Annotated in this window: 21 protein-coding genes and 1 riboswitch; of the genes, 9 read left to right on the forward strand and 12 right to left on the reverse strand. The window is 70.3% G+C overall.

Annotated features, from left to right (window positions below; genetic code table 11):
* Positions 1–92: 92 nt before the first annotated feature.
* Together EV672_RS14485 and EV672_RS14490 are read right to left on the reverse strand one after the other, a co-directional pair.
* On the reverse strand, positions 93–722 hold the full coding sequence (locus EV672_RS14485) for an alpha/beta hydrolase (protein WP_133610465.1): 630 nt from the start codon (positions 720–722) through the stop codon (positions 93–95).
* A 49-nt stretch (positions 723–771) separates the two neighbouring features.
* Positions 772–1,683: a LysR family transcriptional regulator gene (locus EV672_RS14490; protein ID WP_133610467.1), complete on the reverse strand. Its 912-nt coding sequence runs from the start codon at positions 1,681–1,683 to the stop codon at positions 772–774.
* Between the two features lie 102 nt (positions 1,684–1,785).
* On the opposite strand from EV672_RS14490, the gene EV672_RS14495 reads away from it, so the two are divergent.
* From EV672_RS14495 to EV672_RS14530, 8 genes are all read left to right on the forward strand, one after another.
* Entirely contained in the window at positions 1,786–2,463 is a 678-nt protein-coding gene (locus EV672_RS14495; protein ID WP_133610469.1) for a dienelactone hydrolase family protein, read from the forward strand.
* Between the two features lie 70 nt (positions 2,464–2,533).
* Entirely contained in the window at positions 2,534–3,883 is a 1,350-nt protein-coding gene (locus tag EV672_RS14500; RefSeq protein ID WP_166643587.1) for an efflux RND transporter periplasmic adaptor subunit, read from the forward strand.
* The gene (locus EV672_RS14505; RefSeq protein ID WP_243738709.1) at positions 3,880–5,112 is read left to right on the forward strand and encodes an ABC transporter permease; all 1,233 of its coding nucleotides are present in this window, start codon (positions 3,880–3,882) and stop codon (positions 5,110–5,112) included. Before EV672_RS14500 ends, EV672_RS14505 begins: the two co-directional genes overlap by 4 nt.
* Positions 5,113–5,189: 77 nt before the next feature.
* Complete coding sequence (locus tag EV672_RS14510) at positions 5,190–5,951, forward strand: ABC transporter ATP-binding protein (RefSeq protein ID WP_133610694.1); 762 nt, start codon at positions 5,190–5,192, stop codon at positions 5,949–5,951.
* 126 nt (positions 5,952–6,077) lie between these two features.
* Positions 6,078–8,375, forward strand: a complete 2,298-nt coding sequence (gene metE, locus EV672_RS14515; RefSeq protein ID WP_133610472.1) for a 5-methyltetrahydropteroyltriglutamate--homocysteine S-methyltransferase — start codon at positions 6,078–6,080, stop codon at positions 8,373–8,375.
* A gap of 120 nt (positions 8,376–8,495) precedes the next feature.
* On the forward strand, positions 8,496–10,271 hold the full coding sequence (locus EV672_RS14520) for a DUF1800 domain-containing protein (RefSeq protein ID WP_166643588.1): 1,776 nt from the start codon (positions 8,496–8,498) through the stop codon (positions 10,269–10,271).
* Between the two features lie 12 nt (positions 10,272–10,283).
* Entirely contained in the window at positions 10,284–11,792 is a 1,509-nt protein-coding gene (locus tag EV672_RS14525; protein ID WP_133610476.1) for a DUF1501 domain-containing protein, read from the forward strand.
* Between the two features lie 105 nt (positions 11,793–11,897).
* The gene (locus tag EV672_RS14530; RefSeq protein ID WP_133610478.1) at positions 11,898–12,401 is read left to right on the forward strand and encodes a DUF4442 domain-containing protein; all 504 of its coding nucleotides are present in this window, start codon (positions 11,898–11,900) and stop codon (positions 12,399–12,401) included.
* Positions 12,402–12,448: 47 nt separating this feature from the next.
* Here EV672_RS14530 and EV672_RS14535 read toward each other — a convergent pair whose 3' ends face one another.
* Together EV672_RS14535 and bioB are read right to left on the reverse strand one after the other, a co-directional pair.
* Complete coding sequence (locus tag EV672_RS14535) at positions 12,449–15,001, reverse strand: ATP-binding protein (protein WP_133610479.1); 2,553 nt, start codon at positions 14,999–15,001, stop codon at positions 12,449–12,451.
* 101 nt (positions 15,002–15,102) lie between these two features.
* Positions 15,103–16,200, reverse strand: a complete 1,098-nt coding sequence (bioB, locus tag EV672_RS14540; protein ID WP_133610481.1) for a biotin synthase BioB — start codon at positions 16,198–16,200, stop codon at positions 15,103–15,105.
* A gap of 173 nt (positions 16,201–16,373) precedes the next feature.
* Here bioB and EV672_RS14545 point away from each other — a divergent pair, with 173 nt between their 5' ends.
* Positions 16,374–16,844: an AtaL-like protein gene (locus EV672_RS14545; RefSeq protein ID WP_133610483.1), complete on the forward strand. Its 471-nt coding sequence runs from the start codon at positions 16,374–16,376 to the stop codon at positions 16,842–16,844.
* Here EV672_RS14545 and EV672_RS14550 read toward each other — a convergent pair.
* The 8 genes from EV672_RS14550 to EV672_RS14585 form a co-directional block, all read right to left on the reverse strand.
* Positions 16,827–18,704, reverse strand: a complete 1,878-nt coding sequence (locus EV672_RS14550; RefSeq protein WP_133610485.1) for a sensor histidine kinase — start codon at positions 18,702–18,704, stop codon at positions 16,827–16,829. The two genes, EV672_RS14545 and EV672_RS14550, sit on opposite strands and share 18 nt — an antisense overlap.
* 95 nt (positions 18,705–18,799) lie before the next feature.
* Positions 18,800–20,521, reverse strand: a complete 1,722-nt coding sequence (locus EV672_RS14555) for a bifunctional hydroxymethylpyrimidine kinase/phosphomethylpyrimidine kinase (RefSeq protein WP_166643589.1) — start codon at positions 20,519–20,521, stop codon at positions 18,800–18,802.
* Positions 20,522–20,549: 28 nt separating this feature from the next.
* Positions 20,550–21,392, reverse strand: coding sequence for a thiazole synthase (locus tag EV672_RS14560; RefSeq protein WP_133610488.1), 843 nt, complete (start codon positions 21,390–21,392; stop codon positions 20,550–20,552).
* Between the two features lie 5 nt (positions 21,393–21,397).
* Positions 21,398–21,634, reverse strand: coding sequence for a sulfur carrier protein ThiS (gene thiS / locus EV672_RS14565; protein WP_133610490.1), 237 nt, complete (start codon positions 21,632–21,634; stop codon positions 21,398–21,400).
* A 17-nt stretch (positions 21,635–21,651) separates the two neighbouring features.
* Positions 21,652–22,863, reverse strand: a complete 1,212-nt coding sequence (locus EV672_RS14570; protein ID WP_133610492.1) for an FAD-dependent oxidoreductase — start codon at positions 22,861–22,863, stop codon at positions 21,652–21,654.
* A gap of 21 nt (positions 22,864–22,884) precedes the next feature.
* Positions 22,885–24,795, reverse strand: a complete 1,911-nt coding sequence (gene thiC, locus EV672_RS14575) for a phosphomethylpyrimidine synthase ThiC (RefSeq protein WP_243738717.1) — start codon at positions 24,793–24,795, stop codon at positions 22,885–22,887.
* A gap of 227 nt (positions 24,796–25,022) precedes the next feature.
* Positions 25,023–25,158: riboswitch (TPP riboswitch) on the reverse strand.
* A 32-nt stretch (positions 25,159–25,190) separates the two neighbouring features.
* Complete coding sequence (locus EV672_RS14580) at positions 25,191–25,466, reverse strand: hypothetical protein (RefSeq protein WP_166643590.1); 276 nt, start codon at positions 25,464–25,466, stop codon at positions 25,191–25,193.
* 193 nt (positions 25,467–25,659) lie between these two features.
* Entirely contained in the window at positions 25,660–25,995 is a 336-nt protein-coding gene (locus tag EV672_RS14585; RefSeq protein ID WP_133610497.1) for a hypothetical protein, read from the reverse strand.

A 25,995-nucleotide genomic window follows, 5' to 3' on the forward strand; every position in this document is an offset into this window, starting at 1 on the left:
AACGCCAACCCATCAACCACCAACGCAGGATCAGTTAACCTGCAAACCCCTGGACCTTTCTCCAACTGATTGGTATGGCAAGAGGGGGCAGGTCAGTGCCAGTCCACGGTGTAGCCCAGGCCGCGCAAATGGTCACGGGCCGCAGCGCCCCGTGCGGGCACGACCACGTCGTCGGCATCGCCATGGGCCATGAAGATGGGCGTGTGCTGGTTGGCCGGGTGGCGCTCGGCTGCGGTGGTGTCGAGCAAGGGCAGGTAGCCCGACAGCGCGATCAGGCCCGCCAGTCGGTGCGGGTTGCGCAGGCCAGCCATCAGCGTCATGGCGCAGCCCTGCGAGAAGCCCATGAGCACGATGCGGTCGCTGGGGATGCCGCGGTCGATCTCGCGCTGGACCAGGCCGTCGATCCAGCCTTGTGCGCGGCGCAGCGTGGCCTCGTCTTCGCGGCGTGGGCCGCTGTGGCCCGAGGTGTCGCTGTGCGGCACGGGCAGGATGTCGTACCAGGCGGGCATCTCATGCCCGCCGTTGAGGCTCACCGGCATCACCGGGGCGCTGGGCAGCACGAAGCGCAGGCCGCCGTCTGCGCCGAGGCCAGGCACACCGCTGAAGTCGAGCTCCTGGCAGAAGGGCGCGAAGTCGCTGCCATCGGCACCCAGGCCGTGCAGGACGATGAGGCTGGCGGTTGGCGCGGGGCCGGTGGCGAGTTCCTGGATCTGGAGGTTCATGCGCGCATCTTCGCCGAATTCGCCGCGTCCGCCGAGGCCCAGGGGCGCCTCAGGCCAGCCACTCGATGCCCGGCAGCTGCGCGCATTCGCTGCGCATGATCTCGGCCATGTCCTGCATGTAGGGGCGGCTGGCCAGGGCCTTGGGGCAGATGGCGTGCAGCGCGCTCCACAGGCCTTTCGGGCCGATGCGCAGGCCTTGCACGTAGTCGTGCGAGAGGTAGCTTTGCAGGCCCCAGCTGGGCAGGGCGGCCACGCCGCGGCGGCTGGCGGCCAGTTGCACGATGGCCACCGTGAGCTCGGCGGTGCGGCGCTGCACCTGCACGCCGGCAGGCTGCAGCACTTCGCGGATGAGGTCGATGCGGGCCTCGGGCACCGGGTAGGTGATGAGGGTTTCGCCAGCGAAGTCGCACGCGCTGAGGTGGCGCTTGTGGCGCAGCGGGTGGTCGTTGGCCAGCACGGCCAGGATCTCGAAGCGGAACAGCGGCAGCACGTGCCAGGGGCGCTGCGCCTTCGGTGGTGTGCCGATGACGAGGTCGGCGCGGCCTTCTTTCAGCAAGGCGATGGGGTCGGCGTGGAAGCCGGCCACCAGGTCCACCTCGACACCGGGCCAGCGCTGGCGGAAGCGGTGCATCACGGGCATGAGCCAGTCGAAGCAGGTGTGGCATTCCAGCGCGATGCGCAGCTCGCCCGTGGCCTGGCCGTTGAGCTGCTGCAGGTCGCGCTCGGCGGCTTGCACCTCGGCCAGCACGGTGCGCGCCAGGGCCAGCAGGCGTTCGCCGGCGGGCAGGAAGCGCAGGCCTTGCGGGGTGCGCTCGAACAGCGGCAGGCCGTGGTGCGCCTCCAGCCCGCGGATCTGGTGCGACAGGGCCGACTGGCTCAGGTGCACGCGCTCGGCGGCGGTGGCCAGCTTGCCGGTGTCGGCGATGGCCACGAGGGAGCGCAAGTGCCGAAGGTCGATCATGAGCCGTTTGTGTCAAGGATGTGAAGTACCTGCATTCTATTCATGTGGATGCTGCTGCGGCACAATGAGGCGCCCTTCTTGCCAACCCTCGCTGGAGATCCCATGGGTCAGATGATCGACGTGCCGCGCCCCGATGGCGCCACCCTGCCTGCTTACCTGGCCGAGGCGCCCGGGGCCACGGCATCCACCCCTGCCATCGTCCTCGTCCAGGAGTGGTGGGGCCTCAATGGCCACATCCGCGAGGTGGCCGACCGCCTGGCCGCCACGGGCCACACCGTGCTGTCGCCCGACCTCTACCGCGGCCGCCAGACGACCGATGCCGACGAGGCCGGCCGCCTGATGAACGGGTTGGATTTCATGGACGCCACGCACCAGGACCTCGCGGCTTGTGTGGCCTGGCTGGGCCAGGGCGGGCGCAAGGTCGGCATCATGGGGTTCTGCATGGGCGGTGCGCTCACCGTGGCCGCGGCCGTGCACGTGCCTGGGTTGTCGGCGGCGGTGTGCTTCTACGGGATCCCGCCGAAAGAGGTGGCCGACCCGTCGCGCATCCGCATCCCCTTCCAGGGCCATTTCGCCATGGCCGACACCTGGTGCACACCGGCCGCGGCCGCGTCCCTGCAGCAGGCCATGCAAGGCGAGGGCCAGTCGCCCGAGGTGTTCCATTACCCCGCGCAGCACGCCTTCTTCAACCACAGCCGGCCCGAGGTGCACGATGCCGATTGCGCGGCGCAGGCCTGGTCGCGCATGTCGGCGTTCTGGCAGAGGCACCTGTCGGCTTGATCTGGGTCGGTGCCGGGGCGGTGTGGCTTCGTGATACCTTGGTGTCTTCACTGGCTTCATGGTCTGCACGATGAAGGTGTTCTCCTGGCGCGTGGCCCAGTGGGGTCTGTGGGCCCTGCTGGCCGTGGGCGCTTTCCTGGCATGGCGCACGTTCATGCCCGCCCGCACCGACGCGGTCTCGCTGGTGCGTGCACCCCTGGTGCGCACCGTGCAGTTCAGCGCGCGCGTCAAGACCCCGGCGCGGGTGGAACTTGGCGCGACGCTGACGGCCCGTGTGGCCAAGGTGCGGGTGCAGGAAGGCGATGCCGTGCGTGCTGGCGACGCGCTGGTTGAACTCGAAGCCGAAGAGCCCCGCGCCGCCCTGGCGCAGGCCGAGGCCAGTTGGCAGCAGGCGCGCGCCCGCCTGGAGAGCCAGTCGGCGCTGTCATTGCCCACGGCGCAGGCCAGCCTGGCCCAGGCCGATGCCAACCTGCAGGCCGCCGAGCGTGACCTCGTGCGCACCCAGGAGCTGGTGGCGCAGAAGTTCTACAGCCAGCAAAAGCTCGACGAGTCGAAGCGCGCGGTCGATGTGGCCCGTGCCCTGCGCGATGTGGCGCGTGTGCAAACGCAGGCCAACGGCCGCACGGGCGCTGAGCGCGCCAACGCCCAGGCGCAGTTCGAGGCCGCGCGTGCGACGGTGGAGGCCGCGCGGGCCAAGCTGGCCCAGTACACCTTGCGCGCGCCGGGGCCGGGCCGGGTGCTGGTGCGCAGCGTCGAGCCCGGCCAGATCGTGCAGGCCGGCAAGGCCTTGCTGACGGTGGCCGTGCAGGGGCCGCTGGAGCTGCAGGCCCAGGTGGACGAGCGCTTCCTGGCGCAGCTGCAGCCGAAGCAGCGCGCACGCGTGCTGGCCGATGCCTACCCCGAGCGCCCCTTCGATGCCCTGGTGGACCGCCTCGCGCCGTCGGTGAACGCGCAAAGCGGTTCGGTCGAAGTCACCTTGGTGGTGGCCGGCCCGCCTGACACGCGCCCCGACACCGGCCCCGACACCCGCCCCGATTTCCTGCGCGAGGACATGACCTTGTCCGTCGAGGTGCTCACCGGCGAGCGGCGAGAGGCCCGCGTCCTGCCTTTGCGAGCCTTGCGCGCAACCGCTGCCGCCGCGGCACCGGCCGATCCGCGCGATGGTGCGGCCACGGGCGCCGTGCTGGTCGCCGAAGGGGGCCGTGCCGTGGTGCGCGAGCTCAAGCTGGGCCTGCGCACCCTGTCCGAGGTGGAGGTGCTTTCCGGCCTGCAGGACGATGACCTGGTCCTGCTCGACCCGACCCTGACGCCGGGTGTGCGGGTGCGCGCCCGCCGTGTGGAGACTGCGTCCACCGCGCGCAAGGCGGCCGACACCGGCGAGACCTTCGGCAATGCCGTCAGCCAGGGGTTCTCGCGTTGACCCAAGCGCTGCCCCTGGCCTTCGAGTTCAGCGTGGCCTTGCGCTTCTTGCGCGAGGGGCGCTTTCAGAGCTTGCTCATCATCGTGGGGGTGGCCGCAGGCGTGGCCGTGGTGGCCTACATCTCGGCGCTGGTCACGGGCTTGCAGACCAACACGCTCAACAAGACGCTCGGGGCGCAGGCGCACATCGTGATCTCGCCGCCCGACGAGCGCGTGGCGCCGGCCTGGCCGGTGGCCCCCGGTGAGCGCCATGCCAGCGAGACCCAGGCCCGGGCCCAGCGTCTGCGCACCATCGCCAACTGGCCGGCGGTGGATGCGGCCATGTCGCGCCGCGCTGGCATCACGGCTGTCTCGCCCATGACCTCGGGTGCGGCCCTGGCGCGGCGCGGCGAGGCCACCCGCGCCATCGCGCTCACGGGCGTGGACCTGGCGCGCTACGACCGCATCGTCAACCTGCGCGAAAAACTGGTGGCGGGCAGCTTCCGCATCGGGCCGGGCGAAGCCATCGTCGGCAAGACCCTGGCCGAAGACCTCGGCGTGCGCGTGGGCGACCGCATCACCCTCAGCACCGACAGCCGCAGCGATTCGGTGCGCATCAATGGCCTGGTGGACCTGGGCATCAAGGACCTCAACCGGCGCGTCGTCATCGTGCCGCAGCGCTCCGCGCAAAGCCTGCTCGACCTCACCGGCGGCGCCACGCAGATCGACCTGCGCGTCAACGACGTCTGGGCCGCGCAGGCCCTGGCCGCATCGCTGGCGCGCGAGCTGCCATGCAAGGTCGAGAGCTGGCAGGACGCCAACACCCAGCTGGTCACGGCGCTCAATGCGCAGAGCATCAGCACCACGCTCATCCGCAGCGTGGTGATGGTGGTGGTCGTGCTCGGCATCGCCAGCGTGCTGGTGGTCTCGGTGGTGCAGAAGCAGCGTGAAATCGGCATCCTGCGGGCCATGGGCGCGCAACGGGCGCAGGTTTTGCGCATCTTCCTCATCCAGGGCGGGATGGTGGGTTTGCTGGGCTCGGTCTTGGGCGCGGGCATCGCCATGGGCATGATCAAGGTATTCACCACCTTCGTGCGTGGCGCAGATGGCCTGCCGCTGTTCAGCATCACCCTGCCGCCCGAAACCGCCCTGCAGACGATGGCGATGGCCTTGGCCGCAGGCCTGCTCGCCGCCGTGGCACCGGCCCGCCGCGCCGCGCGCATGGACCCGGCGCAAGCCATCCGGATGTGAGCGAGGCCATGGCACTCCCCAAGCGCATCACCGCCAACCCAACAGCCAGCCCATCGGCCAACCCATCGGCCCGCCAGATGGGCGCCGAGCTGGTCCAGCTCAGTGGCATCCGCAAGGTGTACAACGCTGGCCAGCCCAACGAGATCGAGGTGCTGCACGGCCTGGACCTGCGCATCCGCCAGGGCGAGTTCGCCGCCCTCATCGGCCCGTCTGGCTCGGGCAAAAGCACCTTGCTCAATGTGCTGGGCCTGCTGGAGCGCGCCAGCGCCGGCGAGTACGTGCTGGCCGGGAAGGCCGTCAGTGCGCTCGATGACGATGGCCTCACGCGCCTGCGCCGCGACACGCTGGGCTTCGTCTTCCAGTTCCACCACCTGCTGCCCGCGTTCTCGGCCGAAGAGAACGTGACCATGCCCGCCCGGGTGCGCGATGGCGTGGTCACCCCGCAAGCCCGTGCTCGTGCGCGCGAGTTGCTTGATGCGGTGGGCCTGGCCCATGCGATGGACCGGACGCCCGCGCAGCTCTCGGGTGGCATGCAACAGCGTGTGGCCATCGCGCGGGCCTTGATGCTGCAGCCGGCCTTGGTGCTGGCCGACGAGCCCACCGGCAATCTGGACACCGCCTCGTCCAACGAGGTGTTCGGCCTGATGCGCCGCATCCACGACGAGGTGGGCACGTCCTTCCTCGTGGTCACGCACGACCCGCGCCTGGCCGCGCGCTGCGACCGCGTCATCGAGCTGGTGGACGGCCACATCGACCGCGATGGCCCGATCTCTGCGAGCACATCGATGCCCTCATCGCCACCTTCATTGCCACCTTCATTGCCACCTTCATCGACATGAATTGAATTCAAGTCGATGTGAAAACATCTCGCTTGATTCATGTGGTGCCGCTGGCCACACTGCCTGCCATCGCCCCGCCTGACGTGGGGCCTGGACACACGCCGAACAAGGCACAGAAGGCAGCACATGACACACGCACACACCCTGGGATTCCCGCGCATGGGCGCGCACCGCGAGCTGAAGTTCGCCCTGGAAAGCTTCTGGCGCGGCGACAGCAGCGAGGCGCAACTGCGCGACACCGGCCGCACCCTGCGCCAGCGCCACTGGGCCTTGCAGCGTGAGGCGGGCCTGGCCCAGGTGGCCGTGGGCGACTTCGCCTGGTACGACACCACGCTCACGCTCGCGGCCACACTGGGCGCCTTGCCCGCACGCTTCGGTTTCGACGCCAAGCGCCTGACGCTGTCGCAGTACTTCGAACTGGCCCGTGGTCGCGCCGACCAGCCCGCCATGGAGATGACCAAGTGGTTCGACACCAACTACCACTACCTCGTGCCCGAGCTGAGCGCGGACACCGCCTTTGACGGCGGCGTGGACTGGTTGTTCGACGAGGTCGATGAGGCGCTGGCCCAGGGCCTTGTGCCCAAGCCCGTCATCCTGGGGCCCATCAGCTTCCTGTGGCTGTCCAAGGTGCATGGCGCCCAGTCCGCCGCCAGCGCGGGTTTTGACCGCCTCAGCCTGCTGCCCCGCCTGGTGCAGGCCTACCGCCGCCTCCTCGCGGGCTTCCAGCAGCGCGGTGTGCAGTGGGTGCAGGTGGATGAGCCCGTGCTTTGCCTGGACCTGCCTGCCGACTGGCTGGCCGCCTTCCAGCCCGCGTACGACGAGCTGGCCACGCCCGGCCTGAAGCTGCTGCTGGCCACCTATTTCGACACCGCGGCCGACCACGCCGTGTTGGCCGCACAGCTGCCGGTGCAGGGCTTCCACATCGACCTGGTGCGGGCGCCGCAGCAGCTCGACGCGTGGCTGGCCGCGCTGCCGCCGCAGGCGGTGTTGTCGGTGGGCGTGGTCGATGGGCGCAACATCTGGCGCAGCGACCTGGGCCGCATCCTGGCGTGGCTGCAGCCTTTGCAAGCGCGCTTGGGCGATCGCCTGTGGATCGCGCCCTCGTGCTCGCTGTTGCACGTGCCGGTGACGCTGGCCCACGAGGTCAAGCTCGATGCCGAGGTGCGCAGCTGGCTGGCCTTCGCCACCGAAAAAATCGGTGAGTTGAAGGTGCTGGCCCAAGGCTTGCGCGACGGTGTTGACAGCGTGGCCGAGGCCCTGCAAGCCAATGCCCAGGCCCTGGCCGCGCGCCGCGCCTCGGGCCGCGTGACCAACCCCGTGGTGCAAAAGCGCCTGCAGCGCATCAGCGCCGACATGGCCCAGCGCCACAGCCCCTTCGTGCAGCGCCAGGCCGCGCAGCGCGAGGCCCTGCAGCTGCCACCGCTGCCCACCACCACCATCGGCTCCTTCCCGCAGACGGCCGAGATCCGCCAGGCCCGTGCCGCCTGGCGCCGTGGTGAGCTCAGCGCCACCGACTACCTGCAGCGCATGCGCGCCGAGATCGAGGCCGTGGTGCGCAAGCAGGAAGAGCTCGGTCTGGACGTGCTGGTGCACGGCGAGGCCGAGCGCAACGACATGGTCGAGTACTTCGGCGAGCAGCTCTGGGGCTACGCCTTCACCGACAACGGCTGGGTGCAAAGCTATGGCTCGCGCTGCGTGAAGCCGCCGGTGCTCTACGGCGATGTCTTCCGGCCCGAGGCGATGACGGTGGAGACCACACGCTACGCCCAGTCGCTGACCACGCGGCACATGAAGGGCATGTTGACCGGCCCGGTGACGATGCTGCAATGGTCCTTCGTGCGCGATGACCAGCCGCGCGACACCACCGCGCTGCAGCTCGCGCTGGCCATCCGCGACGAGGTGAGCGACCTGGAGCAGGCTGGCATCCGCATCGTCCAGATCGACGAACCGGCCTTCCGCGAAGGCTTGCCGCTGCGCCGCACGGACTGGCCGCGCTATCTCGATTGGGCGGTACAGGCCTTCAAGGTCTCGGCCTGCAGCGTGCGCGACGACACCCAGATCCACACGCACATGTGCTACTCGGAGTTCAACGACATCCTGCCGGCCATCGCCGCGCTCGACGCCGACGTCATCACCATCGAGACCTCGCGCTCGGCCATGGAACTGCTCGACGGCTTCGGTGCCTTCGATTACCCCAACGAGATCGGCCCCGGTGTGTACGACATCCACTCGCCGCGCGTGCCTTCGGTCGATGCCATGGTGCGCCTGCTGCAACGTGCCGCCGAGGTGATCCCGGCCGAGCGGCTGTGGGTCAACCCCGACTGCGGCCTCAAGACCCGCGGCTGGCCGGAAACCGAAGCGGCCTTGCGCAACATGGTGCAGGCGGCGCAGCGCTTGCGTGAAGGATCCGCGCTGGCGGCGTGAGCCGACGCAGGTTGGCCGCTGAGCGATGTCACACACGCTCACCTTTGCTTGAGGGGGATGTCACGCTGCACCCATGGGCTGACGCTACATTGGCACCGACACACAAAGACCGGTGCCAACATGACAGAACACAGGGAATCACAGGGGCGTGACCTCGGCGCACCGCCTGCCAGCGCGGCGCCGTCTGCCGGTGAGCGCCATCTGGCCTGGCCTGCCGCGGTCACGTTGACGGCCATGGCCCCCTTGGCGGGATGCGGTGGCGGCGGGGGGGACCCAGCGCCTGCGCCTGCGCCCACGGACGACCCGCAAGTCCTGGCCGGCACCACCGCCTTGCTGCCGGAAGAGGATGCCGCGCGTTTCCTGGGCCAGGCGGCCTTGTCGGCGCCCATGGCCGAGGTGACCCGCCTGGTCAATGGCGGCTTGAATTACAAGGCCTGGCTCGACGAGCAATTCGCCAAGCCCGCGCGCACCGACAGCGCCACGGCCCTCAACGGCCGCACCGCTTTCCAACTGGCGCTGGACCAGGGCGCGCTGGCGTTGGACGCCAGCGGGCAGAACTACGCCCACATCGGCGGTGATTTCGGGCTCGACAGCGCGCTGTGGTTCCGCCTGATCACGTCCGACGACGTGCTGCGCCAGCGCATCGTGCTGGCCTTGTCGGAGATCTTCGTGGTTTCGCAGCGCAACATGCCCATCCCCTGGGGCCACATGGCCTGCCTGGCCTACTGGGACCTGCTGGAGAAGCATTGCTTCGGCACCTTCCGCGAGCTGATCGAGGCCATCACCCTGTCGCCGGCCATGGGCACCTACCTCAGCCTGCGCGGCAGCCAGAAGGCCGATGCCGGCGGGCGCCGCCCCGACGAAAACTTCGCGCGCGAACTGCTGCAGCTCTTCACCATCGGCCTGGTGCGCCTGGACGACGGCGGCCAGCCCGCGGGCGGCGAAACCTACGGCATCCAGGACGTCACCGAGCTGGCGCGGGCGCTCACCGGCTGGGATTTCGACCGGCCCACCCCCCCGAGCTACACCCTGGGCACCTTGCCGGACTACACGCGCCGCCCCATGACCCTGGTGGCCGACCGGCATGACGACGACGCCAAGGCCTTCCTGGGCCTGACACTGCCCGCCGGCGCCGGTGGCGCACAGGACCTGAAGGCCGCGCTGGACGGCATCTGCGCCCATCCGAACGTGGCGCCGTTCTTTGCCCGCCAGCTCATCCAGCGGCTGGTGTCCAGCAACCCCGAGCCCGTCCACGTGCAGCGGGTGACGCGGGTGTTCCGCGACACCGGTGGCGACCTGAAGGCCGTGATCCGCGCCGTGTTGATGGACCCGCTGGCGCGGCGCGCCCTGTCCGGCACCGCGGCGGTGCGGCGCAGCAAGTTGCGCGAGCCCATGCTGCGCTTCGTGCAGTGGGCCCGCCTGGTCCAGTTGCGTTCCACCGACAACCGGTGGTCGGTGGGAGACCTGTCGGCCAGCGACCGGCTTGGCCAGAGCCCGCTGCGCTCACCCTCGGTCTTCAACTTCTTCCGGCCGGGTTACGTGCCTTTGAACTCCGGCGTCAGTGCCGATGGCTTTGTCGCGCCCGAGTTCCAGATCACGAACGAATCCACCGTGATCGGCTATGCCAACTTCATGCTGACGCACATCGCGGGCTCGCCCCAGCAAGGCCTGGTGGTGGATTACAGCGATTGGTTGCCCCTGGCGAGCGACCCGGCCAAGCTGGTGGACCGCCTCAACCTGCAGCTCAGCGGGCGCGCCCTGGCCGCGGCCAGCGTGGACCTCGTCACCCGGGCCGTGCGCAGCCTGCCGGCCACCAGCGCCGAGCAGCAGTTGCGCCGCGTCCAGATGGCGTTTTACCTGATGCTGGTCTCGCCCGATTACCTCGTGCAGCGCTGAAGGAGCCCGCCCATGTCGCACCCCCCCCTCCCTTCCGATGCGCTGCCGCAGCAGGCCTCCAGGCGTGACTTCCTGCGCCGCGGCGGCGCCTTGTCGCTGGGCGCAACCCTCCCCGCCTGGGGCATGAACCTGGCCGCCATGGCGGCCTCGGCCGATGCCGCCGCGGCGCTCAGCAACACCGGCGATGGCTACAAGGCCCTGGTCTGTGTGTTCCTGCAAGGCGGCAACGACCACGCCAACACCGTCGTGCCGGTGGACGCGGGCGGCCACGCGCTGTACGCCCGCCTGCGCGGCGCCCTGGCCACGCCACGTGCGCAGCTCTTGCCGCTGTCACCGCTGGCAACGGCGCCTGCCGTGGCGGGTTTGGCGGGTGGGCAGCTGGCGCTGTCGCCGGCCTTGCCGAAGCTGCAGAACCTGTTCAACACCGAGCGCCGCCTGGCGGTGCTGCTCAACATCGGCCCCTTGCAGCAGCCCACGACGCTGGCGCAGTTCAGGGCGCGCAGCGTGGCGCTGCCGCCCAAGCTGTTCTCGCACAACGACCAGCAATCGGTGTGGCAGTCGCATGCGGCCGAGGGCAGCACCGTGGGCTGGGGCGGCGTCATCGGCGACCAGGGCTTGCTGCTCAACCGCGCCGCGCAGGCCACCGAGTCGCTGAGCTGCGTGAACCTGGCGGGCAACGCCGTGTACCTGGCGGGGCAGCAGGCCGGGCAGTTCATGGTCAACCCGCTGGGTCCGGACCGCCTGCTGGCCTTGCAGCCGGCCAACATGCTGGGCTCGCAAGATTGCGTCGATGCCTTCAAGGCCCTGGTCGGCACCCAGGAGCCCGCGGTGCACCGCCTGGCCAAGGAGCACAGCGCCATCATGCGCCGCGCCATGGACACCAACGCTGTGCTGCTGGACAAGCTCTCGGCCATCACCGTGCCGGCCGAGCGCACGCAGCCCAGCGGCAACCCGCTGGCCGACCAGCTGCGCACGGCGGCGCGCATCATGGCGGCCCACCGCAACCTGGGCGCGGCGGGGGCAGCGGGTTCCGGCGGCACCGGCTTGCGCCGCCAGGTGTTTTTCGTCTCGCTCGGCGGCTTCGACCTGCACGACAACCTCAGCGGCCAGCACCCGGTGCTGCTGGCGCAACTCGACGAGGCCCTGGCGCAGCTCGACACCGACCTTGACGCGCTGCAGATGCGCGACCAGGTCACGGCCTTCACCGCCAGCGACTTCGGCCGCACGCTGAGCTCCAACGGCGATGGCTCCGACCACGGCTGGGGATCGCACCACTTCGTCATGGGCGGCGCGGTGCAGGGCGGGCGCTTCTGGGGAGACTGGCCCGAGGTCACCGACCACGACAGTGGCGCGCAGAACATCGGGCAAGGCCGCTTGCTGCCCACGATGGCGGTGGACCACCTCGCCGAGGCCCTGGCGCGCTGGATGGGCGTGAGCGATGCCGCGGCGCTGGACCGCATCGCGCCACATCGGGCGGCTTTTGCGGGCAACTCGCCGTTGACGGGGTTGATGTCGGTCTGAGATCGCAGCGGATGTGGGCTGATGTGTGGCGGATGGGGGCGTTTGCCCTTACCATCCGGGCCCTTCGGCCTCCTTCCTTGGCCGCCACCTTCCTCGGCCCGCACCATGTCCACTGCCCGCACCCCGAACAAGCTCGCCCGCACCGTCGCCGGGTTCCAGCGCCTGCCCCGGGGCCTGCGCACCTGGGCCACCAGCTTCGCGCTGGGCCGCGTGGTGCCGCTGGTGGGCACGGCGGGTTTGCGCTATGAAGAGATCACACCGCAGCGCGTGGTGGTGCGCATCCGCAACCAGCGCAAGGTGCAAAACCACATCCAGGGCGTGCACGCCGCGGCCATGGCCTTGCTGGCCGAGACCGCCACGGGCTTTTGCGTGGGCATGAACCTGCCCGACGACAAGCTGCCGCTCATCAAGACGATGAAGATCGACTACGTGCGCCGCTCGCAGGGCGACATGGTGGCCGCGGCCAGCCTGCGCCCGGAGCAAATCCAGCAGATCCTCACGCAGGACAAGGGCGAGGTGACGGTGCCCGTGACCATCACCGACGCCTCGGGCGAGCAGCCCATCCAGGCCGAGATGGTCTGGGCGTGGGTGCCCAGGAAGCGGGGCTGATCAACGGGCGCGGGCCAAGGCCCACTGCCATCGCCACTGCCATCGGCTCAAGCGAAGTCGGCCGGGGCGTGCCGCAGCAGCGTCTGCACCAGCGCCTCCAGCTCGATGGGTTTGACGACCAGGTCCACCATGCCTGCAGCCCGGCACTTGTGGTGCTCTTCGGCCATGGCGTGGGCGGTCTGGCCGATCACCGGCAGGGTCGGTGCGAAGGCCTTGATCAGGCGGGTGGCCTCGTAGCCGTCCATCAATGGCATCTGGATGTCCATCAGCACCACGTCGAAGGCCGCGCGGCCACTGGCCTGCAGCTCGGCCACCACCGCCAGGCCGCTGTCGCTCATCGTGACGTGGGCGCCCTCGAAGGCCAGCAGCTCTGTCAGCACCATCTGGTTGACCGGGTTGTCTTCGGCGGCCAGGATGCGCAAGCCCTCCAGGCGGCGCAAGCGCTGTGGCTGCACCGCTGGCGGTGTGGCGGGTGCCTGGGGCGTGGCATGGGCCGCTGCGGGCGCAGCCTGTGCAGGCAGGAATGGCAAGCTCACCTCGAAGCGCGTGCCCTGACCGGGAGCGCTGTGGACCTGGATGTCGCCTTCCAGCATCTCCACCAGGCGCTTGGTGATCGTCAAGCCCAGGCCGGTGCCACCGTACTGCCGGGTGGTCGAGCCGTCGGCCTGTTCGAAGGGCTGGAACAGGCGGTCAACTTGCGACGGGCGCATGCCGATGCCGGTGTCGGTGACGGTCAGCACCAGCCGGGTGTGGCGCAAGCTGGCATGGACGTGGACCTCGCCCTGGGCCGTGAACTTGACCGCGTTGGACAGCAGGTTCAAGAGGATCTGCTCCAGCCGCAGGGCATCGCCCATGCACGTGGGCGGCAGGTCGTCGGCCAGCGCGACGTGGATCGCCAGCCCTTTGCCGTCGGCGCGCTCACGCACCACTGCGACGGTGCGGTCGATCAGGGCCCGCAGATCGACCGGCTGCAGCTCGATGTGCAGCTTGCCGGCTTCGATCTTCGAGAAATCCAGGATGTCGTTGATGATGCCCAGCAGCAAGCGCCCCGAGGCGTTGATCTGCTCGAACACCTGCCGGGCCGGGCCGCTGTGGTCGCGCAACCCGATCTGTGCGAGGCCCAGCACGCCATTGAGCGGTGTGCGGATCTCGTGGCTCATGTTGGCCAGGAATTCGCTCTTGATGCGGGTCAGGCGCTCGGCCTCCTGGCGGGCCGCTTCGAGTTCGGCGGTGCGCTCGCGGACGGTTTGCTCCAGGCGCTCCTGGTGGGCCTGCAGCGCGGCACGGGCTTGCTGCACCTCGCTGATGTCCTGGATGGCGCCTTCGATGCGCACCACGCGGCCATCGCATTGCACGGGCTCACCCTGGGTGCGGATCCATTTGACCGCCCCCTTGGCACTGGTGAGTTGCAACTCCAGCGCGTAGGGCTCGCCGCGTTCGACGGCCTGGCGCAGGGTCTGGGCGATGCGGTCGTGGTGCTCGCCCTGGAAGTATTTCAAGCCGTCGTGGAAGGTCAGCGAAGCGGGGTCGCTCGGGTCGAGGTCCAGGATGCGCGCTGCGCCGTCCGTGCGGGTGCCCATGCCGGTGGCAACATCGATGCCCCAGCCGCCGACCTTGGCCAGCGTGCTCATGCGGTCGAGCAGGGCCTGCTTGTCGCGCAAGGCGGTCTCGGTGTGGCGTTGTTCGGTGACGTCCAGGGCCAGGCCGATGACGACGTTGCCGCTGGTGGTCTGCAACCCGCGGCCGTGGACTTCCAGCGCCACCGTCGAGCCATCGCGGCGCCGACCGGCAAAGCCGTAGCGGACCTCGCGGCCCGGGTTGTCGAAGCGGTCCTGCAGCTGCGCGCGAACGCGTTCGCGGTCTGCCTCGGCCACCAGCTCGCTGACGCGCACTTGCTGGACGATCTGCTGCGGGCTGTCGTAGCCCAGGATCCGCGCGAACTCCGGGTTGACGTAGAGGAAGTCGTCGCCCTGGACGATGTAGATCCCCGCCAGCGTCTGTTCGACGAGCGCTTCGAATTTGCTGTTGCCCGAGCGCTGCTCGGTGCGGTGCAGCCACTCGATGCCCATGCTGATGAGCAGGCCCATGGTCACGAACACCCCCATCGCGATGGTCTCGCCGGGGTTGCGCACGGCCCAGTGCCCATGGGGTGAGAGGAAAACGAGCCAGGTCAGGGCCGCGGACACGGAGGTGGCCAGCATGCCCGCCATCCAGCCACCCATCCAGGCGGCCACGAACACCGCCGGGTACGACAACAGCCACGCAAAGGGCTGGAGGTGTGTCCAGAAGTCCCATTGGAGGGTGGTGGCCAGCACCGGCATGCCCACGCCCCAGAGCACGGCCGTGCGGCGGCTGCGCTGCGGCGTGCTTCCCAGCAGCTGGATGTCGGCTTCGGCAGGGACGTTCTGCAGGGTCAACCACAGGATGGCGGACGTCGCAGCGACGAAGGCCAGCCCTTTGAACATCGAGAAACGGGCCAGGGTCTCGGGGTCACTGAACTGCCCGAGGACGCGGTCTGACAAGAAGATCCAGGCCGCAGCGAAAACGGCGTAACCCGCCGTGGCACGCAGGCTGAACAGCTTGCGACGAGAGACCGACATCCATGCTCCTTCCCACCCAGCAGGGCGGTCTGGATTATCGCGCCGGGACAACCGGCGCGGTGCGGGGATCTACAGGGTGTCCGCCCCGTTTCAGCCAGCGTTCAGCCGGCGTTCACGCGGGCCGTCACCGCCTTGCCGCTCTGCAGGCCGAGCTTGGCCATCAGCGCCTGGTCCTTCTCGAACTCGGGGTTGCCGGTGGTCAGCAGCTTGTCGCCGTAGAAGATCGAGTTGGCGCCGGCCAGGAAGCACATCGCTTGCACGGCCTCGCTCATGGCCTGGCGACCGGCGGACAGGCGCACGCGGGCCGTGGGCATGGTGATGCGGGCCACGGCGATGGTGCGCACGAATTCCAGCGGGTCGAGCTGCGGGGTGTCGGCCAGCGGCGTGCCGGGCACGCGCACCAGGTCGTTGATGGGCACGGACTCGGGGAAGGTGGGCAGGTTGGCCAGCTGGGCGATGAGGCCGGCGCGGCCTTCGCGCGTTTCGCCCATGCCCACGATGCCACCGCTGCACACCTTCAGCTTGGCCTTGCGCACGTGTTCGAGCGTGTGCAGGCGGTCTTCCAGGTCACGCGTGGTGATGATGTCGCCGTACAGCTCGGGCGCGGTGTCGAGGTTGTGGTTGTAGTAGTCCAGGCCGGCATCTTTCAAGGCCGTGGCCTGGGTGTCGGTCAGCATGCCCAGGGTGCAGCAGGCTTCCAGGCCCTCTTGCTTGATGACGCCGATCAGCTCGGCGACTTTCTCGATGTCGCGGTCTTTCGGGGCTCGCCAGGCGGCGCCCATGCAGAAGCGGCTGGCGCCGGCGTCGCGCGCGGCGACCACGGCCTCGCGCACCTCATCTGGCGACATCAGCTTGCTGGCTTCCACGCCGGTGTCGTAGGACGCCGATTGCGGGCAGTAGCCGCAGTCTTCGGGGCAGCCGCCGGTTTTCACGGACAGCAGCGTGGCGTGCTCGATCTCGTTGGCGTTCCAGTGCTGGCGGTGCACCTGCTGGGCCTGCCACAGCAGGTCGTTGAAGGGCAGGTTGAAGAGGTCCAGCACCTTCGCGCGCGGCCAGCGGCCATTGTCGAAGTTGGGGTCGGTGCAGTCACCGCCGCAGCCGTGGGCGTTCAGCACGGGCTTTTTGGGCACGAGCTGGATCGGGCGCTCGGCGGTGGCCGGTGCGCTGGTGGGCTGGGTGGACGTTGAGCAGGAAGACATGGGCGTTCGGCGCTGGGTGAGCGCGAAGGGCAGCAAAACCAAGTGCGCAGTTTAGTCCTTCTGCCTGGGTGACCGTGTTGACCACGGATGCATCCGGTTGACGTCAGGTGCCGTCCGCGTCAGCGGTGCGTGCAGGCCAGGAAACCGGAGCGCGGCTGGGCTAAGCTTGGCCCATGCGCTTCGAACACCTCATCGAGATCAACTCCCACCGCGTCAGCATCGGCACCGTCGTGCCACCGTTCACGCGCGAGCAGCTCTGGCGCGGCCTGATGGTCCGGGTGCAGATGCCGCAGCGTTTTCCCATGGGCCCGGAGCGCTGCGACTGGACCGAGACCGAACCCGGCCGCATCCAGCGCACCGTGCATTTCGGGCAGCACGTCATGCACGACGAGGTGGTGGTCGAGCCAGAGCAGCGCCTGGTGTTCACGCCCCAGGCCCATGGCGACACCGCCCCCATCCGCTTGAGCATCGCCATCGAGGAGCCCCAAGCCGGGCAGATGGTGCTGCGCTTCACCTACGAGGCCCTGGCCGCGCAGACGCCCGAAGAGGCTTACTACAACGACTACCGCCACAACGCCTGGCTGCACAACGACCGCGACATGGTCCGCACCCTGCGCCAGTGGTTGTCAGACGAGGGCCTGTGACGCGGGCTCGGTGTCGGTGTGGGCCTTGCGGGGGGCGTCACCGCGTGGCAGCCGCAGCGTGAAGCAGCTGCCCTGACCGGCCTCGCTGTGCACCGTCACGCTGCCGTGCATGCGCTGCAGCAACTGCCGCACGATGTACAGGCCCAGCCCCGTGCCTTCGATGTGGGCCGAGCCCTGCGTGGGCCGCTTGAAGGGCTGGAAGAGCTCGGCTTGCTCGGCTGCGGTCATGCCCAGGCCGGTGTCGCAGAGGTCGATGACGATGGCGTCGGGCTCCTCGCGCGCCGACACGCTGAGCTGACCACCGTCGCGGTTGTACTTGCAGCCGTTGCTCAGCAGGTTGATGAAAACCTGCTGCAGGCGCTGCGGGTCGGCCGTCACCAGCAGGGGCGCGGTGGGCAGGGCATCGACGATGTGCACATGCCGTTCGGCGCGCATGGCCTCCACCAGGGGCAGGCAGTCGCGCACGACCTGCTGCAGCACCAGGGTTTGCGGACGCATGCTGACCTCGCCGGCCTCGACCTTGCTGAGGTCCAGCACGTCCTCGACCAGCGCCAGCAGCTGTTGCCCGGCGCGCAGGATCCATTGCACCTGCTGGTGCTGGGGCGCGGACATGCCGCTGCTGCGGTCGAGGTCGAGCAGTTGCGCGAAGCCGAGGATGGCGTTGAGCGGCGTGCGCAGTTCGTGGCTGAGGCGAGAGAGGAAGGCCCGCTGGGATGTCGCCACCCGCTCGGCGGCATCCCGCTGGACCTCGGCCTGGGCCTGGGCGACCTCGTCGGTCACATCGCGCAGCACGCCCATCAGGTGCAGCCCGCGGTGCGGGTGGGTGAGTCCGACGCGCCCGGTGTTCTCGACGTGGCGGACGCGGCCATCGGGCTGCACCACCCGGTAGCGCAGGGTGGCGATGTGGCCGTGCAGGATGGCGTCGTCGAGCTGCCTTCGGGTGGCGTCCCGGTCGTCGGGGTGGATGCGCTGGCGCAGGGCATCGCGGTCGAGGCTGAGCGCATGCGGCGCCAGGCCGTGCAGTTCGGCGGCGCGGGCGTCCAGGGTGTAGCGCTGGTTGTCGATGTCGAGGTCGAAGCGGCCCAGGCCGGAGGACCGCACGGCCAGGTCCCAGCGTTCGCGTGCCTGGTGCATGGCCTGGGCGTCGCGCTGGCGCCGCTGCAGCGTGCGCAGCGCGACCCAGGTGTAGGCGCCGGACATCAGCAGGGTGGCAGCCAGCAAGCAGGCCTGCAGGATGTTTTCGGTGGTGTGGGCGGCCTCGTTGAGGCTGCCGATGAACTGCTTTTCCTGTGCCAGCAGGCGCTGGTTGATGTCCCGGATGCGGGCCCGGGTGTCGGCTGGGGCGTGGGTGCTGGGGCCGTGGGCTGCGCGGTGTTGCGCCGCCACGGCGCGCAGTTCGGCGAGCAGGCGGTCGCCGGCCACCCAGGCTTGCAGGGCGTCGCGGAAGATCCAGCTCTGGCCGAACAGGCGGAACAGGCCGATCATGCCGTCGATGTCGCTGGCGCGGTTGCCGCCGGCCAGGAAGCCCGCGCGTGCGGCCGCCACATCGACCGGGTCGCGCAGCAGGGCCTCGCGGGCTCGGCGGTCGCCATCGTTGACTTGCAGTGCTGCCTCGAAGCGGGCGAAGGCTTGCGGTTCGCCGGACTGGACGTGCGCGTCGAGCGCCATCACCGCGTCGCTGCGGGCCTTGGACCACAGGCTTTCGCCGGTGACGTAGGCGCGCACTGCGGCCATCATGTGCAGGCTGCCCACGCCGAGGCCGCACAGCAGGGCCAGCACCAGCAGCGGCGGGCCCAGCACCATCAGCCGCAGGTGGGGTTCGGTCGGAGCGTGTGGCTGATCGGTCAGGTGATCGGGCATCTGGACGGGGCCTCCCGGTGACCTGGGTTGGAGCCTCAGCATGACGCAGGGGCCGCGACCGCGTCATCGGGGATTCCACCGGGCGGTGCGCGGTCTCAGAGCACGGGGTGCGGCAAATCGGGGTCGTGCACCTGCGTGGTGCCGATCTCGCTGCGGCCCAGCTTCACCGCGGAGCGCAGCGCCGGCACCGCCGCCTGCATGGCTGCGGCGTTCAGCCCCAGGCCGCGCACCACGCACACGGCTGCGGGCTGGCAGGCGGCAAAGCGGCGCACATCGGCCGGGGTGAGCAGCCCGCCGATGGCCACGACCGGCGCGGGGCTGTGGGCCAGCCACCAGCGCAGGTTGTCTTCGCCCTGGGGCTGCCAGGGCATGTCTTTGGTGGTGGTGGCTTGGACCGGGCCGCAGGCGATCAGGCTGGCGCCGCAACCGGCCGCGCGGGCCAGCTCCCACAGGCTGTGCGAGCTCAGGCCGAGCATGATGCGGTCGCGTTCGGCCAGCAGGCGGGCGCGGTCGTCGGGGCTCAGGGCCTGGAGGTCTTCCTGGCCCAGGTGGACGCCCAGGCGGAAGCCGGCTTCGGTCGCCATGCGCGGCGGCAAGGTCAGGGCGGCGCGCCAGTGGTCGTTGACGAAGAGTTGGGCGCCCGCCTGTGCGGCATCGGCCAGGCTGGCATCGAGCTGGGCTTGCAGGGCCTGCAGGCTGGCAGGGTGCTTGTGGCGCAGCTGCACGCAGCGCAGGCCGGCGGCCAGGGCCGATTGCAGCAGGGCGTGGTCGGGCAGGATGCCGTAGAGGCCGTCGGTGGGCGGGGTGAAAGGGGCGAACAGCGGCGGGGTGCGGGGTGTGCCAGGGGGGGCGGGGTTGTCAGATGCGCTGGGCGTGCCCAGGCTGAGTTGCCAGGGCAGGTCGGTGCCCAGGCCCAGCCAGGGCAGGGGGGCGCCGCCGCGTGCTGGGCCGGCCGCGAAGCCCGCACGCGCCTGCACCGGGCCTGCGCCGCGGCCTGCCGCATGACCTTGCGCCAGGGCCTGGCGGGTGAGCATGTGGGCCAGCACGATGGCATCGGCATCGGCGTGTCCCAGGGCCCAGGCGCCGGCCACGCCGCTGGCGAAGGTGCAGCCGCTGCCGTGGTGGTGCGGGGCGTCCAGGCGCGGTGCGCACAACCAGCCCTGGGCTTGCGGGGTGTCCAGCCAATCCAGGCACCAGGCCTGGCCATGGGGTGAGGGCACCTCGTCGGGGGCGTCGCCACCGGTGATGACCACGCTGCGTGCGCCCAGGGTGCGCAGGGCGGCCGCCAGCGCGGGCAGGGTGTCGCGCGGGCCGCCGTGGCCGCCCGCTTGTTGCAGCAGCAGACGGGCTTCGGCGCGGTTGGGCGTGAGCACGGTGGCGCGTGGCAGCAGCCACTGGCGGTAGGCCTGGCGGACGTCGTCGTCGGCAAAGGCGGCGCCACCGGCCGAGGCGCCCAGCACCGGGTCCACCACCAGGGCCAGTTGGCGGTGGGGGTCTTGGCCCGGGGGCGTGCTGGCGCGGAAGTGGTCCACGCATTGCGCCACCAGGCGCACGGCGGCCACGCTGCCCAGGAGGCCGGTCTTGATGACGCTGGGTGGCATGTCTTCGGCCAGGGCCTGCAACTGGGCCTGGAGCGGGTCTGGCGGCACCGGCCAGACGGCGGCCACACCTTGCGAATGCTGGGCGGTGAGGGCCGCGGCCACGGGGCACAGGTGCACGCCCAGGGCGTCGGCGGCGCGCTGGTCGGCGCTCAGGCCGGCACCGCCGGCGGTGTCCAGGCCGGCGATGCTCCAGACGATGGGCGGGGAGGAGGTCATCGGCAGGGCGGCGTTCACAGTTCGGTGCTCACAGCAGCACGAAGGGTTGGCCACCGACGGGCGTGGTGGCCACGGCGACATCGCTGGTCGGCATCAGGCCCGCGCGGAAGCCTTCGCGTCCGGCGGCCACGGCGTGGCGGAAGGCGCGGGCCATGCGCACCGGGTCGGTGGCTTGCGAGACGGCCGAGTTCAGCAGCACGGCGTCCATGCCCAGCTCCATGGCGGCGGTGGCGTGCGAGGGCGCGCCCAGGCCCGCATCGACGATGAGGGTGATGCCGGGCAGGCGTGCGCGCAGGGTGCGCAGGGCCCAGGGGTTGAGCAGGCCCAGGCCTGAGCCGATGGGCGCCGCCCAGGGCATGAGGATGCGGCAACCGGCATCGACCAGGCGCTGGGCGCTGATCAGGTCATCGGTGCAATATGGCAGCACCTCGAAGCCATCGGCCACCAACTGGCGTGCGGCATCGACCAGCTCGAAGGGGTCGGGCTGCAGGGTCTGTTCGTCGCCGACGACCTCCAGCTTGACCCAGTGCGTGCCGAGCAGCTCGCGCGCCATGTGGGCCAGGGCGATGGCCTCGCGGGCGCTGCGGCAACCGGCGGTGTTGGGCAGCAGGTGGGCGCCTTGGGCGCGGGCCGTGTCGCGGATGGTTTGCACGAAGCCGTTGTCGTGGCCCATGGCGACCGCGCCCGTGCTGGCCGCCAGCGTGCGCTTGAGGCCCAGGGTCAGCACCTGGCTGCCCGAGGCGACGATGGCATCTTGCAGGGCCTGGGGCGAGGGGTGGCCGGCGGTGCCCAGCAGGAAGCGGCTGTGCAGCACGGTGTCGCCGATGCGCCAGGTGTCGGCCGTGTCAGCGTGGTGGGGCTCAGGGCGCATGGGGGTCAGCCTCCGGTGATGGGGGAAAAGCACAGCACGGTGTCGCCATCGTGCAGGGGGTGGGCGCTGCGGGCCTGTCGGGCCACGAAGCTGCCGTTGACCGCAGTGGCCACTTGCGTGGCATCGGTTTGCGTGCCAGCCAGCAGGGCCGCGACCGCATCGGCCAGGGTGCTGTCGGCGGGCAAGGCCAGCGGGCCGCGCTCGGTGTGGACGGTGAGGGTGTGGGCGTCTGGGTGGGTCATGCGCGAGGGTGTTCCTGTCATGCGGACGGGGCGATGGACGTGTCTGGCAACCCTGGCAACCCCGGTAACCCCGGCAGTGCCAGCGCCCGCAAGGCCTCGTCGGCCAGGGACGGTGCCAGCAGCCAGCCGTGGCGGTACAGGCCGTTGAGGCGCATCAGCCCGGGCTCGGTGTGGATGTGGGGTCGGTGGTCGGGCAGGGCGGGGCGCAGGTTGGCGTCCAGCCGCAGGATGCGGGCCTCGGCCAGCGCTGGCAGGATGCTGTGCGCCGCGGCCATGAGCTCGACGGCGCTGCGCAGCGTGACGGGGCCGCGGTCTTCGGTTTCGAGCTCGCTGGCGCCCACCAGCAGGCACTCACCGGGCCGGGGCACGATGTAGATGCGGTGGCGCGGGTGCAGCAGACGCACCGGGCGGTGCAGCCTCACGCCGGGCGCATGCAGCCACACCACCTCGCCGCGCACGCCGCGCACGGGCAGGGCGGGGCGCGCACCCACCCCACGCACATCGCAGACCAGATCGAACGCGTGCGCTGCGGCCGGTGCCGCTGAGGGGTCGGCCAGCGGGGCCAGCCACAGGCATCCGGGCGTGACCTGCTGCACCCGCGTGCCCCAGTGCCAGCGCGCGCCGGGGGCGCCGTCGTGCAGGGCCTGCATCATGGCCACGGTGTCGATGTGGGCCTCGCCGGGCAGCAGCCAGGCGTGCAGCGGGCCGCCGCTGCCGTGCAGCTCTGGCTCCAGCGCGCGCAGTTGTTCGGGGCTCAGCGCTTGGGGCTGGGCATGGGCATGGATTGGAGTTTGGTGCGCTGCGAATCCCGCAGCCAGCAGCGCCTGCGGGCGGTCCAGGCGCGACAGCACCCGCCGCGCGGCACCCAGGTCGGGGCCGTGCGCCACCATCAGGCTGCCGTGCTGGGCAAAGTGGGGCGGTGTGCGTGGCGGTTTGCGGGGCGGCTTGCGGGGCGCGATGTGTTCGCCCAGCTCCGCCGCGATGGCCCGCCAGTGCGCGATGCTCTGCCAACCGCGCACCGCCACATCCGGCTCGGCCGTGTCCAGCTCGGCCAGCGGGCTCAGCATGCCGGCGGCCGTGAAGCCCGCCGCGCCCTGCCCGTCGTGGGTGGGCAGGGCGTGCGGCGCCGGGTCGAACACCTGCACCTCGTGGCCGTGGCGTGAGAGCTGCCAGGCCAGCAGGCGGCCCAGCAGCCCTGCGCCTGCGATGCCAATCGTCATGTTGCGCATGGTGAGCACCTGGCCGTGGCCTCAAACCGGCTGGATGGGGATGTAGAGCTCGCCGCCCACCTGTTTGAACTCCTCGGACTTGGCGGCCATGCCTTGTTGCAGCGCATCGCCCTCGGCCAGGCCTTGCTTCGCAGCGAACTCGCGCACCTCCTGCGTGATCTTCATCGAGCAGAACTTCGGCCCACACATCGAGCAGAAGTGCGCCACCTTGGCCGCGTCCTTGGGCAGCGTCTCGTCGTGGAAATCGCGCGCGGTTTCGGGGTCGAGGCCGAGGTTGAACTGGTCCTGCCAGCGGAAGTCAAAGCGTGCTTGCGAGAGCGCATCGTCGCGCGCCCGAGCGGCTGGATGCCCCTTGGCCACGTCCGCCGCGTGCGCCGCGATCTTGTAGGCGATCAGGCCTTGCTTGACGTCGTCCCGGTTGGGCAGGCCCAGGTGCTCCTTGGGCGTCACGTAGCACAGCATGGCCGTGCCCATCCAGCCGATCATGGCCGCGCCGATGGCCGAGGCGATGTGGTCGTAGCCCGGCGCGATGTCGATGGTCAGCGGGCCCAGCGTGTAGAAAGGCGCCTCGTGGCAATGCGCGAGTTGCTCGTGCATGTTGGCCTGGATCAGGTGCATGGGCACGTGGCCGGGGCCTTCGATGAGGGTCTGCACATCGTGCTGCCAGGCGATCTGCGTGAGCTCACCCAGCGTGCGCAGCTCGGCGAACTGGGCCTCGTCGTTGGCGTCGGACAGGCAGCCCGGGCGCAGGCCATCGCCCAGCGAGAAGGTCACGTCGTACGCCTTCATGATCTCGCAGATGTCTTCGAAGTGCGTGTAGAGGAAGTTCTCCTTGTGGTGCGCGATGCACCACTTCGCCAGGATCGAGCCGCCGCGCGAGACGATGCCCGTGCGCCGGTTGGCCGTCAGGTGGATGAAGGCCAGGCGCAGGCCGGCGTGGATGGTGAAGTAGTCCACCCCCTGCTCGGCCTGCTCGATCAGCGTGTCGCGGAAGATGGCCCAGGTGAGGTCTTCGGCCACGCCGCCCACTTTTTCAAGCGCCTGGTAGATGGGCACGGTGCCGATCGGCACGGGGCTGTTGCGCACGATCCAGTCGCGCGTGGTGTGGATGTGCTTGCCGGTGGACAGGTCCATCACCGTGTCGGCGCCCCAGCGGATGGACCACACCAGCTTCTCGACTTCCTCTTCGATCGACGAGCTCACGGCGCTGTTGCCGATGTTCGCGTTGACCTTCACCAGGAAGTTGCGCCCGATGACCATCGGCTCCAGCTCGGTGTGGTTGATGTTGGCCGGGATGACGGCGCGGCCACGGGCGACCTCGTCGCGCACGAACTCGGGCGTGATCTCGCGCGGGATCATGGCGCCCATGGGGTTGCCACGCAGGCGGGCTTCGCGTTCGGCATCGTTGCCATATTTGGCGCGCCAGTCTTCGGCGAGCTCGATGCGGCGCTGGTTCTCGCGCAGGGCGATGAATTCCATCTCGGGCGTGACGATGCCTTGGCGCGCGTGGTGCATCTGCGTGACGTTGCGGCCACCACCGATGCCACCGAGCGCCCGGCGCGGCTGGCGCTGCAGGCCCGAGGCGGCCTCGCGCAGGGCGGCCATGCGGGCGTCGTGGCGCTCACCGTCTTTCAGGCCATCGTCCAGCGCCTGCACGGCACGGCCTGCGTAGGCTTCGGTGTCGCCGCGCGACAGCACGGCGGCCTCGCGCACCGCGGGCAGCCCACGCGTGACGTCGATGGCCACGGCCGGGTCGGTGTAGGGCCCCGAACAGTCGTACAGCGTGACCGCTTCGCCGTTGGTCAGCGAGACTTCGCGCATCGGCACGCGCACGCCGGGATGGCTGCCCTCGACATAGACCTTGCGCGAAGCGGGCAGTGGCTCGCGGGTCAGGCGGGTGCGCTCGTGGAGGGACGCGGCGGCGGGGGGCAGATCGGTGCCCGGAGCGGTGTCTCGGGCGGTGTCTGGGGCGGTGTCTCGGGCATTCACGGTCGGCTCTCCTCGGTGTGGGACAGGTGCCACGGCAGATGCCATGGGACACGTGCTCCGAGGGGTGCCAGCGGGCACAGGAAAGCGACCAGGGAAGGGGTGAGCCCGATGCGCAGCGGCCCAGGAGCAGCGCACGCACATCGGGCTGCCCCCGTCACGGACCACCACAGGCCAGACAGGACAGCTCTTCTTTCGCCGGTATGAGCCGGATCAAGTTCAACGGGTTCGGTGCATCACCATCTCAGCGTCACTGCGCGGCATCGAGCGAAGTCGAAGCGCACGCGGGACACACCCCGGAGCAAGCCCACAGTGTAGCGCGAGCCGTCCGGGCGGGCCGATCACCGGGGTCGGTTTCGGGGGAATGGGCCTTCGGCCGTCAGGGTGGTGAGGCCCGCATGGGTGCGCTCTGGGGTGTGCAGGGCCGTCGGCGCACGCTCCACAGTTTGGCGTTCCGAGGCGGGGTGCTGTCCGGGGGCCGATGCCGTGCTGGACAAGGTCGCGCGCTCGGCGTCCTGGCGCGCCTGCTCACCCGCGTCCCAGCGCACAGGGCGGGGACCGGCGAAGGCCAGCAGCAGGGCCAGGGGAGCGATCGCGAACAGGGGGCGCATGGGCAAGGGGGCAACAAGGTCAGCAGCCAGGCCGATGGGCCCGGCCTCGGCGCCAGCACCCAAGGAGATGCTGGGAATGCCGTGGATCAGCCCAGTGTAGGCAGCCTGGGTGTGCGCTCACACCCCCGGCACGCGGGGCTCCCCCCTGACGGCGGGTGGCCCGCTGCAAGGCGCTCGGGTGGGCTGTCGCGATGGCGCGTCAGTGTTTCGCCTGGCGCGGCGGGTGCCAGTGCACCGCCTCGGCGCCGGGCACCGCATGGGCGGTGGCGCGGTGGGTGCGGTGGTCGCGCGAGGGCGTGGCAGGGCCGCTGCCACAGCCGCCACTGCAGCTCTGGCAAGCGCCCGATGCCGATGAGCTGGCCGTGGGCGTGCCTGGCGTGCCGGTGCCGCAGTGGGTGCCACTTTGGGCCAAGTGGGCAGCCTCACGGCCCGGCCACCAGCGGCGCACCAGGTAGGCCAGGGCCAGCAGGCCAATGGCCAGCGTGATCCAGGTCTGCCAACTTTGCCAAGTCTGCCCGCTGTGCGCCAAGCTCAT

It is taken from the genome of Aquabacterium commune (genome assembly GCF_004362855.1).
GTDB lineage: Bacteria > Pseudomonadota > Gammaproteobacteria > Burkholderiales > Burkholderiaceae_C > Aquabacterium > Aquabacterium commune.